This window comes from Pseudomonas sp. GM102 (genome assembly GCF_000282555.1).
Classification (GTDB): domain Bacteria; phylum Pseudomonadota; class Gammaproteobacteria; order Pseudomonadales; family Pseudomonadaceae; genus Aquipseudomonas.
Genome location: NZ_AKJB01000007.1, coordinates 23,744 through 41,358, shown reverse-complemented (window position 1 = coordinate 41,358; position 17,615 = coordinate 23,744). Strand labels below are relative to the sequence as shown.

Here is a 17,615-nt window from a genome sequence, read left to right as displayed (position 1 = left end):
CCCCCAGCCTCGGCGGGCGGGCGTGGCCGATGCACAAGGGGCAGAACAGTCATTCGTACAACGGCTTTCACCGCGCTTATTTACCCGAAGTACTCAAACCCGACGCGTCCAAACCAGACGAGCTCAAGGACAAGGAATAACCATGCCGGTCATCCAGTCTCAGGTAGATCCGTTCAGCGAACCGTTTGCCCGTAACCGCGCGGCCATGCTGGCCGGCATCGAGCAGGTCCGTCAGCTCGAACAGAACCTGCTGAACAAGGCCGCCGAAGCCAAGCCCAGGTTCGACAAGCGCGGGCAACTGCTGCCCCGAGAGCGGCTTAACCTGCTGCTTGACCCCGGTGCGCCGTTCCTCGAACTGGCGAGCCTGGCCGGCTACAAGCTGCACGACGACAAGGACGGCAGCTCGGCCGGCGGCGGTTTGATCGCCGGCATCGGTTACGTGTCCGGCGCACGGGTATTGGTGGTGGCGAACAACAGCGCGATCAAGGGTGGAACCATTTCCCCCAGCGGTTTGAAAAAATCCCTGCGCCTGCAGCAGATCGCCATGGAAAACAAACTGCCGGTGATCACCCTCGCGGAGAGCGGGGGCGCCAACCTCAATTACGCGGCGGAGATTTTCGTCGAAGGCGCGCGCAGCTTTGCCAATCAGGCGCGGATGTCGGCCATGGGCTTGCCGCAAATCACCGTGGTCCATGGCTCGGCCACGGCGGGCGGTGCTTATCAGCCGGGGTTGTCGGATTACGTGGTGGTGGTGCGCGGCAAGGCCAAGCTGTTTCTTGCCGGGCCGCCGCTGCTCAAGGCCGCCACCGGAGAAGTCGCCACCGATGAAGAACTGGGCGGCGCCCAGATGCACGCGCAAACCGCCGGCACCGCCGAATACCTGGCCGAAAACGATGCCGATGGCGTGCGCCAGGTGCGCGAGATCATGAGCCTGTTGCCGTGGAACGATCAGCTGCCATGGTTACCCGAACGTCAGTGGGAAGAACCGCTCTACCCCATCGACGAACTGCTGGGCCTGATCCCGGATGACCCGAAAAAACCCTACGACGTGCGCGAAATCATCGCCCGGATTGCCGACGCTTCGAACTTCCTCGAATTCAAGGGCGAGTTCGACGCGCAAACAATCTGCGGGCATTTGCAGATTCAGGGTCGAGCCTGCGGGTTCATCGGCAACAACGGCCCGATTACGCCCAAAGGTGCGAGCAAGGCCGCGCAGTTCATTCAGCTCTGCGACCAGAGCCAGACGCCCCTGCTGTTTTTCCACAACACCACCGGTTTCATGGTCGGCACCGAGTCGGAACAACAAGGGGTGATCAAGCACGGCGCGAAAATGATTCAAGCGGTGGCCAATGCCCGAGTGCCCAAACTGACGATCGTCGTCGGCGGCTCCTACGGCGCTGGCAACTACGCGATGTGCGGCCGTGGCCTCGACCCGCGCTTCATCTTCGCCTGGCCCAACAGCCGCACCGCGGTGATGGGCGGCGCCCAGGCCGGCAAAGTGTTGCGGATCGTCACCGAAGCCAAACAGCTCAAGGACGGATTGGTGCCCGATCCGAAAATGCTCGACATGCTGGAACAGGTCACCGCGCAGAAACTCGACAGCCAGTCCACCGCACTGTATGGCAGCGCCAATCTGTGGGACGACGGGCTGATCGATCCGCGGGACACCCGCACGTTGCTCGGGTATTTGCTGGACATCTGCCATGAGGCCGAGGTTCGTTCGCTGCAATCCAACAGTTTCGGCGTAGCCCGTTTTTGATGACGCGGAGCGTCTAAGGCTGCATTCCCATGCAAAGCGTGGGAACGATCACAGGAGAACAATAAAAAATGATCTTCACCCAGGAACACGAAGCACTGCGCCGCACCGTCCGCCAATTCGTCGATCACGAGATCAATCCTCATGTCGAGGAATGGGAAAAGGCCGGGCGCTTTCCGATCCATGAGATCTTCCGCAAGGCCGGCGACCTCGGTCTGCTGGGGATTTCAAAGCCGGAAAAATTCGGCGGCATGGGGCTCGACTACAGCTATTCGATTGTGGCCGCCGAAGAGTTCGGCACCATTCATTGCGGCGGCATTCCGATGTCTATCGGCGTGCAGACCGACATGTGCACCCCGGCCCTGGCGCGTTTCGGCTCCGATGAACTGCGCGAAGAGTTCCTGCGGCCGGCGATCACCGGTGAACAGGTCGGCTGTATCGGCGTCTCCGAAGTTGGTGCCGGCTCCGATGTAGCAGGTTTGAAAACCAGCGCCCGCAAGGACGGCGACGACTACGTGATCAACGGCAGCAAGATGTGGATCACCAACTCGCCGAGCGCCGACTTCATCTGCCTGCTGGCCAACACCTCGGATGACAAGCCGCATATCAACAAGTCGCTGATCATGGTGCCGATGAACAGCCCCGGCATCAGTCTCAGCTCGCACCTGGACAAGCTCGGCATGCGCAGCTCGGAAACCGCCCAGGTGTTTTTCGACAACGTGCGCGTGCCGCAACGCAACCGCATCGGCCATGAAGGCGCGGGGTTCATGATGCAGATGCTGCAGTTCCAGGAAGAACGATTGTTCGGCGCGGCGAACATGATCAAAGGCCTGGAGTACTGCGTTGACAGCACCATCGAGTACTGCAAGGAGCGCAAAACCTTCGGCAATGCGCTGATCGACAATCAGGTCATTCATTTCCGCCTGGCCGAGCTGCAAACCGAAATCGAATGCCTGCGGGCGCTGGTCTATCAGGCCACCGAGCAATACATCAAAGGCCAGGACGTCACCCGTCTGGCGTCCATGGCCAAACTCAAGGCCGGGCGCCTCGGTCGGGAAGTCAGCGACAGTTGCCTGCAATATTGGGGTGGCATGGGCTTCATGTGGGACAACCCGGTGGCCCGTGCTTACCGCGACGTGAGGCTGGTGTCGATCGGCGGCGGTGCCGACGAAATCATGCTGGGGATCATCTGCAAACTCATGGGCATCCTGCCGGGAAAAAAGAAATGAGCACCCTCCCCATTTGTCAGACCCTGTTGCTCGAACGGCATAACGGCGTCCTGCACATCACCCTCAATCGCCCCGACAGTCGCAACGCCATGAGCCTGCAAATGGTCGCCGAGCTGCGCGCGGTGCTGGCGGCGGTTCGGGATGACCGGCAGGTTCGCGCGTTGGTGATCGGCGGTGCCGGCGGGCATTTTTGTGCCGGTGCCGACATCAAGGACATGGCCAATGCCCGCGCGCAAGGCGCGACCGCCTACCGCGAATTGAACCGTGCGTTCGGCACCTTGCTGGAAGAAGCTCAGCATGCGCCGCAAGTGGTCATCACGGTGCTGCAAGGCGCGGTACTTGGCGGCGGCTTCGGTCTGGCCTGCGTCAGTGACATAGCCATGGCCGATCATCAGGCGCAATTCGGCCTGCCGGAAACCAGCCTCGGCCTGTTGCCGGCGCAGATCGCACCGTTCGTGGTGCAGCGCATCGGCCTGACCCAGGCCCGCCGACTGGCCCTGACCGCCGCACGGTTCGATGGCACCCAGGCTCGGCGGATGGGACTGGTGCATTTCGTCGAGCATGACCCGCAAGCCTTGGCCGAGCGCCTCGATGAGGTGCTGGCCCATGTGTTGTGTTGTGCTCCGGGGGCGAATGCGGCGACCAAAAAACTCTTGCTGGCGAGTGCGGTGCAACTTTCGGATGGCCTGCTGGATCAGGCGGCCGAGTGGTTCAGTGAAGCAGTGACCGGGGATGAAGGAGTCGAGGGGACCATGGCTTTTGTGCAGAAGCGAAAACCGGGTTGGGCCATTTAAAAGCTTCGCGGGCAAGCCTCGCTCCTACAGGGGTATCACGCAGTCCGTAGGAGCGAGGCTTGCCCGCGAAGGGGCCATCACATTCACCGCAAAAACCAAGGGAACAACCCATGCCCGCCTTCAGCAAAATCCTGATCGCCAACCGCGGTGAAATCGCCTGCCGCATCCAGCGCACCGCGCAAGCGCTGGGCTACCGCACCGTCGCCGTGTTCAGTGATGCCGACGCCGATGCCTTGCATATGCAGATCGCCGACGAAGCCGTGAACATCGGCCCGGCCCCGGTGCAGCAGTCTTATCTGAACATCCCGGCAATCATCGACGCCGCCCGGCGCACCGGTGCCGATGCGATCCACCCCGGTTACGGCTTCCTCTCGGAAAACGCAGAATTCGCCCGCGCCTGCCAACAGGCCGGCATCATCTTCATCGGCCCGAGCCCCGAGGCCATTGAACTGATGGGCAGCAAACGTCTGTCGAAACTCGCCATGATCAAAGCGGGCGTGCCCTGCATCAAAGGCTATCAGGGCAGCGAACAGGACGACGCGACTCTGAGTCGCGAAGCCGAACGCATCGGCTACCCGCTGATGATCAAGGCCAGTGCCGGTGGCGGCGGTCGTGGCATGCGCCTGGTGCACAGCGCTGGAGATTTGCTGGAGCAACTCCGTACCGCACGCTCCGAAGCGCAGCATGGGTTTGGCAGCGACGAACTGATCCTCGAGCAAGCCTTGATCGCCCCCCGTCACGTCGAGGTTCAGGTGTTCGGCGATCAGCACGGCAACCTGATCTACCTTGGTGAGCGCGATTGTTCGATCCAGCGCCGGCATCAGAAAGTCATCGAAGAAGCGCCCTGCCCGGTGATGACTGCCGACTTGCGCCAGGCCATGGGCGAAGCAGCGCTCAAGGCGGGGCGCGCGGTGAATTATGTCGGCGCTGGTACTGTGGAATTCCTGCTGGATACTCGCGGGCAGTTTTACTTTCTGGAGATGAACACCCGGCTGCAAGTGGAACATCCGGTGACAGAGCTGATCACCGGCCTCGATCTGGTGGCCTGGCAGTTACATGTCGCCGAAGGATTGCCACTGCCGTTGCGACAGGAGCAGGTGCAGCTCAACGGCCATGCCATGGAAGTGCGCTTGTACGCCGAGGATCCAGCCCAGGGGTTTCTGCCGCAAACCGGGCGAATCGCAGCCTGGGAACCTGTGTTGCAGGGCAGCGTGCGAATCGACCATGGCCTGATCGAAGGCCAGTCTGTCAGTCCGTTTTATGACCCGATGCTGGGCAAGCTCATCGCCCACGGTGCCACCCGCGAAGAAGCCCGGCGCAAGTTGTTACGGGCGGTGCAGGACAGCGTGCTGCTGGGCGTGCAAAGCAATCAGCGCTTGCTCGCCTGTCTGCTGGAACATCCGCAGTTCATCAGTGGCGAGTTCAGCACCGGGTTCATCCCCACGTACTTCGCCGATCATCCTTGCCTTCATCCCTACCCGCCGAGCAGCGAAGAACTGGCCATCGCCGCGGCGCTGTTTTATCAGGCTTCAGCGCAGGCTCACCGCGCCCCGCTGGCCGGTTGGCGCAACAACGCCAGCGTGCCCTTGCACTACCGAATCGGCCTGGAGGATCAGGATTGGCCGGTGGAATTGAACGCTGAACCTGGCAAACCCTACCGCGCTCAGATCGGTGCTCGTGCCCTCGAACTGAAGGTCATCCAGTGCGACGGACGTTGGGCCACGCTGGAAATCGACGGCATCCGCCAACGCCATGCCTACCGCCTCGAGGCCGGGCAACTGTGGTTGTTCACGCGCCCCGGCAGCCTGCGGCTGGTCGATCGAACCCAGGCACTGGTCAGCAGCCAGGCCAGTGTCAGTTCCGGTACGCTCAAGGCGCCGATGGACGGGGCGATCGTCGATGTACTGGTCAGTGAGGGCAGCCCGGTCAGCAAAGGTCAGCTACTGGTGGTGCTTGAAGCAATGAAAATGGAGCATCCACTCAAATCGGGTATCGACGGAGTCCTCAAACGGTTGCAGATCAAGGTAGGTGATCAGGTCAAAAATCGTCAGATTTTGTTAGAGGTCGAATAAGCCGCTAGGCGGATCCGCCGGGTTTGGCTACGCTCAAGCCCTATCAGGACGCGGATACCAGGAACCCTGCGATGCCTCACTGGTTGGTCATTGATCTGGAAGCCACCACCGATGAGGGTGGCTGGCCAGTAACGGAAATGGAAATCATCGAAATCGGTGCCACCCTCGTGGACCGCAAGGGCCAGGAACTGGATCACTTCCAGTGCTTCGTGCGCCCGTTGCGCCGGCCCTTGCTGACGCCGTTTTGCCGGGAACTGACCCACATCACCCAGGCCAATATCGATGCCTCACAACCGCTCACCGACGTCTGGCCGTTGTTCGAACGCTGGCTCGGCCAACATCACGCGAGCCTGGAAGGCTGGGCCAGTTGGGGCGATTACGACCGCAAACAGCTGCTTCAGGACTGGCAGCGCCTGCAACTCGACAGCGCCCTGAGCCGGGTGCCGCATATGAACCTCAAGCAACGCTTCGCCAAGGCGCGTCGGCTGGAGCGCCCGCTGGGGCTTAATGGTGCCTTGCAGCTGGCGGGCCTGCAGTTCAACGGTCAGCAACATCGGGCGCTGGAAGACGCGCGCAATACTGCGCGTTTGTTACCGCTGGTTTTCCCCGCTAATCCTTGAGTGCAGGAGGTGACGCCTATCGACACCTTGTGCATACTGGCCGGCCCTTTTTAGCCCTTTTCGAGGAACCGCCCATGTTTAAAGTCAACGAGTACTTCGACGGCACCGTCAAGTCGATCGCCTTTGGCACCGCTGAAGGTCCAGCGACCATCGGCGTCATGGCACCGGGCGAATACGAATTCGGCACCAGCCAGCGTGAAATCATGCACGTGGTGTCCGGCGCCCTGACCGTCAAACTGCCTGACAGCGATACTTGGGAAACCTTCGCCGCCGGCAGCCAGTTCAACGTGCCCGCCAACAGCAAGTTCCAGCTGAAAGTGGCTGTCGACACCGCTTACCTGTGCGAATACCGCGGCTAACCCCCGGGGTTTCACAGCGACAAAAAAAATGCCCGTGTCCTTGGACGCGGGCATTTTTTATTTTGAAGGGCTTTTATTCGAGGATCGTCACGGGCATGCCGACTTCAAGCCGACCATTGCCGTCATTGACCAGGTTCTGACCGAACATCGCGCCGTCGGCCTCGGTGCGGTATTTCTGCAACGTGGCCAGCGGTTCACGATCTTCGCTGCGTTCGCCGGTCTGCGGGTCGATGGTGGTCAGAATGCAGCGTGAGCAGGACTTGACCACGCGGAACTCGACATCGCCAATGCGGATGCGCTTCCAGCCATCCTCGGCATAGGCCTCGCTGCCCTCGATCACCAGATTGGGCCGGAAACGCAACATCTCCAGCGGCCGCCCGACCTTGCTCGACAAGTCTTCCAGCGACGCCTGACCAATCAGCAACAACGGAAAACCATCGGCAAAAGCCACCTGATCATCGTCCTTGCCATAACCGGCCTGGGTGGTCCGCGCGCGATCAAGCGGCACTTGCACCAGACGCGTCGGTTTGCCGATGAACTCACTGACCCAGGCGCCCGCCGCATCGCCGGCATCGGGAACGCGCAAAGTGTCGCGCCAGATGGTCACCCCACGCAGATCGACCTCAGCGTCAGGCAACGCAATATCGATCGGTGAATGGCCCGGGGCACTGAGGGTCAAGCCGCCGCCGGCATTCCACAACGCCGACAGCTGACTCATTTTCGCGACCGCGCGCTGGGTCAGAAAACGCCCACTGGCCTCGTCCACCAGCATCCAGCGTCGATCACCGTCCAGTCCCAGCTTGTCCAGGCTGACCTGATTCAGGGTCTCGCCCTTGCCGGATTTCAACGGATAACGATAAAGCGCGCTCAGACGCATGGCCAGCTCCCTGGTAGGTAAAAACGTCACCCTATACGAGCTTGATTGCCGAATCAAAGCCCCCGTGACGAGGGGGGCTTGCGCAGAATCTGTAGGAGCGAGGCTTGCCCGCGAAGAACGATGACGCGTAATACCTGAAAAACCGCGGTGCATTTTTCGCGGGCAAGCCTCGCTCCCACAGGGTTTTCGTCGCGCAAAATTCTTGACTTACCAGCATCGGGGCTTGCCCCCGCTGGGCTGCGCAGCAGCCCCAAACCCTTGCCACTGCACTTTTCCAGATTGTTGTCAGGCAGGTACTGCGTCGAGCATCAGGCGCTGGCGCACCACGTCGACGAGTTTGTCGGGCTGGAACTTGGAGAGGAAGTTGTCGCAGCCGACCTTCTTGACCATCGAGTCGTTGAAGCTGCCCGACAGCGAGGTGTGCAAGACCACATAAAGGCCGCGCAAACGGGGGTCATTACGTATTTCGGTGGTAAGGCGATAGCCGTCCATTTCCGGCATTTCCGCATCGGTGAAGATCATCAGCAGCTTGTCAGTCATGACTTCGCCCGTATCGGCCCAGGCCTTGAGCATGTTCAGCGCCTTCAATCCATCGCTGGCGATGTGCATCTTCACGCCCAACTGACCCAAGGTGTCGCGCAATTGCGACAGGGCCACGTTCGAGTCATCCACCAACAGCACTTCACGACCACGGGCAAGTTCCAGAACCGGATCGTCGAGTTTTTCGCGCGATACCTTGGCGTTGTACGGAACGATTTCGGCCAGGACTTTTTCGACGTCGATGATTTCCACCAACTGATCATCGACCTTGCTAATGGCAGTCAGGTAATGCTGGCGACCGGCGCTGGTTGGCGGCGGCAAAATGGCTTCCCAGTTCATGTTGACGATGCGGTCCACGCCACCCACCAGGAACGCCTGCACCGAACGGTTGTATTCGGTGACGATGATGGTACTGGTGGGGCTTGGCACCAGCGGACGCATGCCGATGGCTTGGGACAGGTCGATCACCGGCAGCGTCTGGCCACGCAGGTTGACCACGCCGCAGACAAAGGGATGACGTTGCGGCATCAGGGTCAGCTTCGGCAGCTGCAGCACTTCCTGGACCTTGAAGACGTTGATCGCAAACAATTGCCGTCCGGCCAGCCGAAACATGAGAATTTCCAGGCGATTCTCACCCACTAGTTGCGTGCGTTGGTCTACCGTGTCGAGAATGCCGGCCATTAATGACTCCTGGGCTTGTTCTGATGAATTCACTAAAGGGAGTTATCGGCTGTTCTTGCCGGACCTTGACCCCCAGACAAAATGCCACGATCAAGCATTGATGTCACATTAACATCATGCTTTACTGGCTCCGTGATTTTCATCTGCTTCATTCCCTGCGGCGCGACCTCGGTTTGCACGTTAGGTTCCCCTGCGTAAGGGATTCCCCTAGTAACAATCAGGCCCAACCTGATATTCGCAATATCCAATAGCCATTAATGTGACGCCATTCTCATTGCATGAACGGAGTCAGGCTTTTGTGTGCGATCGCAGGTCAGTGGCCATCCACCCTCTCGAGTTCCCCAGCCGGCGCTCAAACCTGCCGGAGCGCGATCTCACGAAGGCTTGGCAGCGCCGGGACGCGTATGGTTCCCGTTGGCACACACGACATTCCCTCATCTGACATGACGTTGTGGAGATAAGCATGCCGAACGACACCAAAGAGTGGGCTCAACGATTTCCAGAATTTCTCGTCGAGGCCGAAACACTCTTGGCCAAATCCGAGGAATGCCTGAGTCATTTGCAACTGATCAGCAATGACAAGGACGCCATCGATTGCATGCTCAGCACCCTTCTCAAGCTGTCCAGCAAGGCTGATGCCTTGGCCCTGGCGGCGGTCTCGGAGTTCTCGCTGCATATTCATGGATTGCTGAGCCACGCGCAGAACCACATGGATCTGCACGATCAAGCCCTGGACGCGCTCAAGGACTGCTTCACCTTAATGGCCTGGCAACTCGAACTCATCGATCAGACTACCGGCCAGCTCGGTCTGGATGACAGTGAACAGACCTCACTGATTGAAGCGTTTGCGTTTCAAGTGGGACATAGTCAGTTTCAACCGCCCAGCCACTCCAGACCGTTCAGGCTCGTTTCGTTCGCGGAACGACAAGCCTGAGATCACCTTGCCTCTGGCTGTGTTGCAGTTTTTATGGTCATGTTGCTGCCATATAACTTGGTGCGCTCATGTCGCAATTGAATATTTCTGACCATTCGACGACAGCGCGAAACAAATAGTTATCCCTGTCTCGACTTCAGATAATGCCAGTCCAATAAAACCAAAATGCCTGGCAATCGATATCTTCCTACGATAAAAACTCGACAGTTTTTCCATTATGGAACCATCGTCCAAAAACTATATTTCCTGACTGTATAGCGTTATATACCGAACGCGACCGACGGTATCTTAAGTGTTATTATGCCGACCATTAATTGACGTCCATTAATGACAGAGTGACTCCAGACGAGCACATTGAAGTCTGTATTTCGAGCACTGCACCGCAGTCATTGAAGCTGACTTCGCACAACGATTTCCACACACAGACCCGTCAGTCCTTACGGCCGGTCTGCCCGCAGCGAACATCCATTGGCTCCATCCGCTATGTACGCCAGCCTCAAGTCAAATACCCTGTGGCCACCTTCCCGAAAAAACGCGCGCCGGTTTACGCTTTTACTGTGCATCTGCTCGGCGCTTGGCAGCCTGCTGGTCTATAGCTTGTCCATACCTCTGCCGGTGAGTCTGCTGGTGCTCAATGGTGCGGCGCTGACCTGTGTCTGGGTGGGGCATTGCCTCTCGCGCAAGTCGATAAAGTTTCAACCTCAAGAACTGGCTGACCGTCTGCTGCAAGTGCAGGAAAACGAACGCCACCGGCTCAGTCGGGAGCTGCATGATGACATCGGTCAATTACTGACCGCCGCAAAACTTCAAAGTGAATGGCTCAAACGTCGATTGCCCGAAGAACTACAGGGTCAGTGTTCGATACTCAGCGATACGCTAGACGAAACCCTGACCAAGGTTCGTGACGTCTCGGCCATCCTCAATCCGCGGCAACTGGCCAGTCTCGGGCTGGAAGCCAGTCTGCGTGCGCATTTAGTCAGGACGATGGCCAATACCTCCGTGAACTGGAGCCTGGAATGCCATCAGCGCTTGACGGGTATACCGGAAGAAATGGCGGTGGCAGCTTTTCGAATCACTCAAGAAGCAATTACCAATATACTGCGTCACGCCGAGGCCAGTAATCTGTTGGTCCGCCTGCAACGCCTGCCCCAAGGCCTGACGCTGTTGATCAGCGACGATGGCCTGGGTTTCGCACCTGCGGCAGATCCCGCTCGCGAGGGGCAACGGGGAATGGCCGGAATGTCGGAACGGATCGATCAGTTAGGTGGCACGCTGACCGTGACCAGCGAACCAGGCAAAGGCACTCAAATAGAAGCACTCTTCCCCTGGGCGCCCCGTGCGCTAGAACGGGCCAGTACGAATAAGGTTATGCATTGACTTGTAACTTACTTCTGGTGGACGACCACTCGCTGATCAGGGCTGGCGTGCGCGCCCTGGTGCTGGATATTCCCGGCTATGCGGTAATCGGGGAGGCCAATGATGGCTCGCAGTTGGTCGAGATGGTCGAGCAGCTATCCCCGGACATCATTCTGCTGGATATTTCCATGAAGGAAACCGGTGGCCTTGAAGCCTTGCAACGACTCAAACGAGTACGCCCGCAGTGCAAAGTGCTCATTCTGTCGATGCACACCGACCCGGCACTCATCATGCAGGCACTGGAGTCAGGGGCTCATGGCTATCTGCTCAAGGACACCACAGCCACCGAACTCGAACATGCCCTGGATGCCTTGCGCAATAACGAACGCTACCTGAGCCCGGCCATTGCCCATACCGTTATCAACCAGGCGCTGACCCGAACCCAGAAAAATCAGACGCAAACCCAGGACTCGCACAATCTGACGGCACGTCAGCTGGAAATCCTGCGACTGATTGTTCGCGGCAAATCCACCCGGGAAATCGCCAATGGCCTGGGTCTGAGCATCAAGACTGTCGAAACCCACCGCTCGCAGATCATGAAACGCTTGCAGATCTACGATGTGGCCGGCCTGGTGCTGTTCGCCGTGCGCGAGCAAATTATCAGTCTGGACGATTAGCTGGATACGAGACGCTCAGCAGCGGCGAGCCCTCGGGCAAATGCACCCGTAATGCCGCCGGGCGCACCGAGAAACGCAGACTATCGCCCTCCAGAGGTTCACCATCAAGGTTGATATAAAGGCCCTCCGAGGCTTTGATCTCGACCCACGGCAAGCGAGCTCGCACAAACATGTTGTCGATGCCAAAGCCATCGGCCAGCAAATCTTTCAAGGTACCGACCACTTCCTGTGGCGCGGGCAAAATGCTGATATCCAGCAGACCATCGTCAGCCAGCGCCTGCGGGCACAACACATGACCACCGCCAGCCTGTCGACCATTGCCAATGCCCAATGCCAGCAATTCGCCGCTCCAGTGAAAATCCGGCCCCTGCAACTCGCCATAGGCCGCATGCAACTCACTGAAGCGCGATAAACCCGTGAAAAGATAAGCGGCGCCTCCAAGAATTTTTTTCAGATCCTCGGAGGTATTGGCCGTGACCTGACTGCCAAAGCCGCCGGTGGCCATGTTCAGGAAAACCTGACCGCCGACTTCTCCCAGATCAATGGTTCGCGGAGCGACCTCCAGAAGATCCAACGCCTGAGCGGGCTCCAGAGGCACACCGGCAGCGCGAGCAAAATCGTTGGCGGTGCCCAAGGGCAAAAGTACCAGACTGGCCTGAGTCGAATGCGCCGCCATGGCTTCGGCGATATCACGCAAGGTACCGTCGCCGCCGCCGGCAATCAGTTGCGTATAGCCTGCCGTCAGCGCTTCTTCCACCAATCGCTGCGCATCACCGGCCTCCCAGGTCAGCCGAACAGCCAGTTTCCAGCCCTGCTGGCGTTTGCCTTCGACGGCTGCACGGACCTCCTCATTGAGTGCCTGCTTGCCATGCAGAATCAACAGTGCCTTGCACTCGCTCATTTTTGCCACTCCCATATCCGCAATTCCATGGGATATGTTGACCTCGCGGCGCCTCATAAAAGTCGCAAGAATTTGAATTATTTCCTGGGAAAGGAAAGGTGAGTCCTACAGAGCGGTATTTTTTCTTACAAAACGTGAGGAATCGGCTCAATTGACCCAACAGGGCAATTGGTACACCGTTGTGTCTCGGTTATCAGTCATCACCCGTTAATTTACACAGGGACGTGAAAACAATGAATGGAACCCCCTTAAGGGCCTCAAAAAGCGCAGGCAACAACGGCATCGGCCACTTGAATGGTTTTAACGCAAGGAGCCAGTTACTCCATGCAAAGCCATGACCTCAGACTACCGGTAACTCCGGTGGCGCCGTTCGCAGAAAATCGCGCCAATCATCAGGCTGAACTCAAAAACAGCGCAAAGCCCGCCGGAGAAGTTGATATGGAACCTCGCGTCATTGAACTGGAGACACACCTCAAATATATCCGAAGAGACATGGATGAAGTCCGGGGTGACGTCAAATCCATCAAACACAGACTTGCCTATTCAGCTGGCGGAACAGCCGTGATCCTGGGACTTCTGACCTGGATCGCCAACAGCCGCTTCGACCAGGTCGTGACACTTCTGGCACATTAAGGAATGGTCATGCACGCAAGCCCAATGCGATCAACCGGGCTTGCGTGACAAAACCAGCGCCTGTATCAGCTCAAGACTTCACTCAGCGGGATGAAGCTCACACAATCACCCTCGATCAGCGTACGGTCTTCCAGCACTTCAACCAGACCGTCAGCCCAGGCAGCACTGCGCAGTACGCCAGAGCTCTGATTCCTGTAGATGATTGCCCGGCCATTCTCCAGACGTCCGCGCAAGTACTCACGTCGGTTACCAGCCTTTGGCCAGACAAACCCTGCCGGCACCTGAAACTTCAAGGGCTCGACCTCTTGTACGCCTAGACGGCGCAAGAGGTAGGGCCTTGCCAACAGAGCAAACGTCACCAGGGTCGATGCCGGATTGCCGGGTAAACCAATCACAGGCACGCCGCGAAAATGCCCGAACGTCAGTGGTTTGCCTGGTTTGATGGCAAGCTTCCACAGAGTCAATTCGCCCTCTTCCCGCAAGGCAATACCCAGAAAGTCAGCCTCTCCCACCGATACGCCACCGGTCGAGAGAATCAAGTCGACATCCTTTAGCTCACCAAGGCGGGCACGAGTGGTCGCTAAATCATCGGGAAGAATACCGGCATCGATCACCTCACAACCCAAGCGCTGCAACCAGCTACAGAGCAATACCCGATTGCTGTTGTAGATCTGTCCCGGCCCAAGGGCCTGACCTGGCTCAATCAACTCATCACCGGTAGACAAGACCGCAACACGAATTTTGCGAACCACGTCCAGCTCAGCGCATCCCAGCGATGCCGCCAGCCCCTGCTCGATAGGCCCCAGACGTGTTCCGGCGGGCAAGATCAGCTCACCGACGGTGGCTTCCTGACCTTGTGGACGGATGTTCTGTCCCGGGGTCATGGTCTCGGTGAAACGTACCCGCTCATCTGCCTGAACCTCGGCGTTCTCCTGCATCTCGACACAGTCGGCACCTGCGGGCACAGGCGCGCCTGTGAAGATCCGCGCACAGGTACCCGGCTTCAAGGGCTCCGGGGCCTGGCCTGCAAAAATCTTCTGACTGACCACCAACGGCTCTCCCGTCCAGTCGGCCAGATGCAAGGCGTAACCGTCCATGGCACTGTTGGGCCAAGGCGGCAAATCAAGTGTCGAGACCAGGTCAGTGGCCAGTACACGCCCCTGAACCTGCGCCAATGGCAAGCGTTCGTGCTCACGAATCTTCGTGGCGTCGGCCATTTCCAGTAAACGCGCCAGTGCCACCTCGACAGCCATCAGACTGCCAGTCTTGCCTGGCTTACCCACGCGATTCACAGGGTGCCGCCTGTTTCAGGTGGGCCACGAAATTGCACGGACGGTGGCGCGAATCCAGTTGCTCGGCAAGAATGCCGTCCCAACCGGTGCGCACCGCGTTGGTCGAGCCCGGCAAGCAGCACACCAGCGTGCCATTGGCCAGACCGGCCAAGGCCCGGGACTGCACTGTCGAGGTGCCGATATCCGCTACCGATATCTGCCGGAACAACTCACCAAAACCATCGACCTGTTTATCCAGCAGGCAACTCACGGCTTCGGGCGTGCTGTCGCGACCGGTGAACCCGGTACCGCCGGTGATCAGCACCACTTGCACGACCTCATCGGCGATCCAGTTGGCGACTTGCGCGCGAATTTTGTAGAGGTCATCTTTAAGCAGTACACGGGCCGCCAGGTTATGACCGGCAGCGCTTAAACGGTCAACGAAGACCTGGCCTGAGGTATCGGTTTCCAGGGTACGGGTATCGCTGACAGTCAGCACCGCGATGTTGAGCGGTGCGAAAGGTACATCAGCCTTGGCTTTCATAGGCTCGTCCAGTTGTAGGAGAAACAGCCCGGTGTTATATCACAGCGCCTCATTTTTTCGCCGCCCCCATGGAGAAGTGCGATGACCTCGAATACACCTCTGGCGCCCTGCTCCATACTGCTCCTGGCCGGCGGTCGCGGCCAACGCATGGGTGGTCAGGACAAGGGTTTGCTGGATTGGCACGGCGAGCCACTGATCGCGCATCTGCACCGTAAGACGCGCCCATTGAGCGATGACCTGATTATCTCCTGCAACAGAAACCTGGAAAAATATGCGCCTTATGCGGATCAGTTGGTCCATGACGACGAAGGCGACTTTCCGGGGCCGTTGGCGGGTATTCGCGCAGGCCTGAAGGCGGCCCGTCATGCCTACTTACTTGTACTCCCTTGCGATGTGCCACGCATCGATGCCGCACTGCTCCAGAACATGCGTGAAACTGCCGGGCAGCATCCGGACAAACCGCTGATGCTGCGCCACGGCGAACACTGGGAACCCTTGCTGTGCATGATTCCTGTCGCCCTTTCAGCGGCTTTCGAGACGGCCTGGAACGAAGGTGAGCGCAGCCCGGGTCGCCTTATGCGCAAACTGGGCGCCACAGCCCTGCAATGCCCGGATAACGACCCTCGCCTGGCCAATCTCAATACGCCGGAACTGTTAAGCGCACACCACACTGTGTCAGACTGACACGCGAAGGAACTTGCGCGCGTTGTATACGTCTCAAGCTCAGCAACCAAAAGAATTCCCATTCGGAGACACACCCATGACCCAACGGACCCTCGCCACTTTCATGCTCGCACTGGGCCTTGCGACCCTCGCCGGTTGCGCATCGCCTACAGTGATCACCTTGAATGACGGTCGAGAAATCCAGGCCGTCGACGCGCCTAAGTACGATGAAGAATCGGGCTTTTACGAATTCGAACAACTGGATGGCAAGCACACCCGCGTCAATAAAGATCAGGTCCGTACCGTTAAAGATCTGTAATCTTTACGGCGACAACCAGATACAGAAAAGCCCGCTTTAAAAGCGGGCTTTTTCGTGGTTTAAGAAAAGTAGGACATTAGCCCTGTGATCACCACTGCAAGGTGATAGTGCTTTCGAATTCTCTGTCCTGCCCCGTGACCGGATCGACAAATCGCAACCCCTGAGCCAACAGCTTCAAGGGGTTGGCATAGTCATCTTCTACGTCCTTGAGCACCTGCGGATAGAACGGATCATTGCAGATGCTGGCCCCCAGGGCTGTCATGTGCACTCGCAACTGATGTTTCTTACCCGTCACCGGGTACAGCGCATAACGCCAGAGTTCACCGTTTTTTTCCCTGACCTCGACAGCCGTCTCGGTATTGCTGATGCCCGGACCTTCTTGCATGCGAAAAAACGGCTCGCCATCGATAAGTCGACTTTTATGGACCAGCGGGAAGGAGTGTTCAGGCAATGCCCGGGCGATTGCTTCATAGCGCTTTTCGATCTGGCGTGTAGGAAACAATGATTGATACGCCGACCGACTCTGAGGGTTGGCTGAAAACAGCACCAACCCCGCCGTATGTCGGTCGATGCGATGCAATGGCACCAGATGCGGGTTATCCAGTCGACGGATCAGCCGTCGCAGCAATGTCTGCTCCACGTATTCACCCGCCGGAGTCACAGGCAGAAAGTGCGGCTTGTCCGCCACCACCAGATGCTCGTCGGCATAGAGGATCGACTCCACTACCGGGATCGGTTTTTCGTCCGGCACCTCACGGAAATAATGAATCCGCAGACCTTCCTTGTAAGGCAGGTCCAGGTCAATCGGCAGGCCGTGCCCATCGAGGACACGACCGCGAGCAATTCTGTCCAGCCATTGTTCACGACCGATGGCGCTGAAGTGTTCACACAGGCAATCGAGCACGGTCTGCCACGGCCCCGGCGGCAGATAGAGCGTGCTGGCCTGGTTATGTGCAGCAGAAAAAGATGAAGTGGACATACGAAAAGCTCTAACCCCTCAATGCAGGGCGGCATTATCCAACAGTGGCCGGAACGAACCTAGAAGAGAATCCTCAGGCCGGTATCGACTGTGTTCGAGCGGCCGCTTCGGTGAACTCCTTGAGCCAGCGCAGCACATCGACCGCTTCCCAGCGCCCCGGATCATAAAGCGCATACAACAAACCCTGATAGCCCACGACATCCAGTTGCCGGTGATAGCCCGCGCGCTGGAACAAAGCTTCGATTTCGGCGAAACAGGTATTGAAATGCAATTTATTGAAGGGCGTTTTCCCCTCCGTGACCAGGCCATCCAAACGTAATTCGAGGACGGCCTCGCGCACCACGTCCGCCGACATCCGGTTCACGCTGTTCTTCAATTGCTCGACATTGACCAAGGTTCATCCCTCTGAC

At 58.5% G+C, this 17,615-nt stretch carries 19 protein-coding genes and 1 pseudogene; 13 read left to right on the top strand and 7 right to left on the bottom strand.

What is annotated here, in order from left to right:
• The 7 genes and pseudogenes from PMI18_RS31390 to ppnP form a co-directional block, all read left to right on the top strand.
• Positions 1–140, top strand: a pseudogene (locus tag PMI18_RS31390) (2,4-dienoyl-CoA reductase); the annotation flags it as partial.
• 2 nt (positions 141–142) lie between these two features.
• The gene (atuC, locus tag PMI18_RS27230) at positions 143–1,759 is read left to right on the top strand and encodes a geranyl-CoA carboxylase subunit beta (protein ID WP_007895081.1); all 1,617 of its coding nucleotides are present in this window, start codon (positions 143–145) and stop codon (positions 1,757–1,759) included.
• A gap of 68 nt (positions 1,760–1,827) precedes the next feature.
• On the top strand, positions 1,828–2,985 hold the full coding sequence (gene atuD / locus PMI18_RS27235; RefSeq protein WP_007895080.1) for a citronellyl-CoA dehydrogenase: 1,158 nt from the start codon (positions 1,828–1,830) through the stop codon (positions 2,983–2,985).
• A complete protein-coding gene (locus PMI18_RS27240; RefSeq protein ID WP_007895078.1) occupies positions 2,982–3,779 on the top strand; it encodes an enoyl-CoA hydratase/isomerase family protein in 798 nt (265 codons plus the stop codon). The genes atuD and PMI18_RS27240 overlap by 4 nt, the downstream gene beginning before the upstream one ends.
• Before the next feature lie 110 nt (positions 3,780–3,889).
• Positions 3,890–5,851 carry an acetyl/propionyl/methylcrotonyl-CoA carboxylase subunit alpha gene (locus PMI18_RS27245; protein ID WP_007895076.1) on the top strand — a complete coding sequence of 654 codons (1,962 nt, stop codon included), beginning with the start codon at positions 3,890–3,892 and terminating at the stop codon, positions 5,849–5,851.
• A gap of 71 nt (positions 5,852–5,922) precedes the next feature.
• Positions 5,923–6,471 carry an exonuclease domain-containing protein gene (locus PMI18_RS27250; RefSeq protein ID WP_007895074.1) on the top strand — a complete coding sequence of 183 codons (549 nt, stop codon included), beginning with the start codon at positions 5,923–5,925 and terminating at the stop codon, positions 6,469–6,471.
• A gap of 74 nt (positions 6,472–6,545) precedes the next feature.
• The gene (gene ppnP, locus PMI18_RS27255) at positions 6,546–6,830 is read left to right on the top strand and encodes a pyrimidine/purine nucleoside phosphorylase (protein WP_007895072.1); all 285 of its coding nucleotides are present in this window, start codon (positions 6,546–6,548) and stop codon (positions 6,828–6,830) included.
• 73 nt (positions 6,831–6,903) lie between these two features.
• Here the strand turns inward: ppnP and PMI18_RS27260 are convergent, their stop codons facing one another.
• Together PMI18_RS27260 and PMI18_RS27265 are read right to left on the bottom strand one after the other, a co-directional pair.
• The gene (locus PMI18_RS27260) at positions 6,904–7,707 is read right to left on the bottom strand and encodes an MOSC domain-containing protein (protein WP_007895070.1); all 804 of its coding nucleotides are present in this window, start codon (positions 7,705–7,707) and stop codon (positions 6,904–6,906) included.
• A gap of 285 nt (positions 7,708–7,992) precedes the next feature.
• A complete protein-coding gene (locus PMI18_RS27265) occupies positions 7,993–8,928 on the bottom strand; it encodes a chemotaxis protein CheV (RefSeq protein ID WP_007895068.1) in 936 nt (311 codons plus the stop codon).
• Between the two features lie 463 nt (positions 8,929–9,391).
• On the opposite strand from PMI18_RS27265, the gene PMI18_RS27270 reads away from it, so the two are divergent.
• From PMI18_RS27270 to PMI18_RS27280, 3 genes are all read left to right on the top strand, one after another.
• Positions 9,392–9,862 (top strand): hypothetical protein, encoded by a 471-nt coding sequence (locus PMI18_RS27270; protein WP_007895067.1) that lies wholly within the window; start codon positions 9,392–9,394, stop codon positions 9,860–9,862.
• A 483-nt stretch (positions 9,863–10,345) separates the two neighbouring features.
• On the top strand, positions 10,346–11,239 hold the full coding sequence (locus PMI18_RS27275; protein ID WP_007895066.1) for a sensor histidine kinase: 894 nt from the start codon (positions 10,346–10,348) through the stop codon (positions 11,237–11,239).
• The gene (locus tag PMI18_RS27280; protein WP_007895065.1) at positions 11,236–11,895 is read left to right on the top strand and encodes a response regulator; all 660 of its coding nucleotides are present in this window, start codon (positions 11,236–11,238) and stop codon (positions 11,893–11,895) included. The genes PMI18_RS27275 and PMI18_RS27280 overlap by 4 nt, the downstream gene beginning before the upstream one ends.
• Here the strand turns inward: PMI18_RS27280 and yegS are convergent.
• Positions 11,879–12,796, bottom strand: a complete 918-nt coding sequence (gene yegS / locus PMI18_RS27285) for a lipid kinase YegS (protein ID WP_007895064.1) — start codon at positions 12,794–12,796, stop codon at positions 11,879–11,881. The two genes, PMI18_RS27280 and yegS, sit on opposite strands and share 17 nt — an antisense overlap.
• Before the next feature lie 324 nt (positions 12,797–13,120).
• On the opposite strand from yegS, the gene PMI18_RS27290 reads away from it, so the two are divergent.
• Positions 13,121–13,429, top strand: coding sequence for a hypothetical protein (locus PMI18_RS27290; RefSeq protein WP_007895062.1), 309 nt, complete (start codon positions 13,121–13,123; stop codon positions 13,427–13,429).
• Positions 13,430–13,494: 65 nt separating this feature from the next.
• Here PMI18_RS27290 and PMI18_RS27295 read toward each other — a convergent pair whose 3' ends face one another.
• The gene (locus tag PMI18_RS27295) at positions 13,495–14,682 is read right to left on the bottom strand and encodes a molybdopterin molybdotransferase MoeA (RefSeq protein ID WP_162131366.1); all 1,188 of its coding nucleotides are present in this window, start codon (positions 14,680–14,682) and stop codon (positions 13,495–13,497) included.
• Positions 14,683–14,704: 22 nt separating this feature from the next.
• Positions 14,705–15,244: a molybdenum cofactor biosynthesis protein B gene (gene moaB, locus PMI18_RS27300; protein ID WP_007895059.1), complete on the bottom strand. Its 540-nt coding sequence runs from the start codon at positions 15,242–15,244 to the stop codon at positions 14,705–14,707.
• 81 nt (positions 15,245–15,325) lie between these two features.
• Here moaB and mobA point away from each other — a divergent pair, with 81 nt between their 5' ends.
• Together mobA and PMI18_RS27310 are read left to right on the top strand one after the other, a co-directional pair.
• The gene (gene mobA, locus PMI18_RS27305; protein ID WP_007895057.1) at positions 15,326–15,928 is read left to right on the top strand and encodes a molybdenum cofactor guanylyltransferase MobA; all 603 of its coding nucleotides are present in this window, start codon (positions 15,326–15,328) and stop codon (positions 15,926–15,928) included.
• Between the two features lie 76 nt (positions 15,929–16,004).
• Entirely contained in the window at positions 16,005–16,226 is a 222-nt protein-coding gene (locus PMI18_RS27310; RefSeq protein WP_007895056.1) for a YgdI/YgdR family lipoprotein, read from the top strand.
• An 88-nt stretch (positions 16,227–16,314) separates the two neighbouring features.
• Here PMI18_RS27310 and PMI18_RS27315 read toward each other — a convergent pair whose 3' ends face one another.
• Positions 16,315–17,205, bottom strand: coding sequence for a pseudouridine synthase (locus PMI18_RS27315; protein WP_007895055.1), 891 nt, complete (start codon positions 17,203–17,205; stop codon positions 16,315–16,317).
• Positions 17,206–17,278: 73 nt separating this feature from the next.
• On the bottom strand, positions 17,279–17,599 hold the full coding sequence (locus tag PMI18_RS27320; protein ID WP_007895054.1) for a hypothetical protein: 321 nt from the start codon (positions 17,597–17,599) through the stop codon (positions 17,279–17,281).
• Between the last annotated feature and the right edge of the window lie 16 nt (positions 17,600–17,615).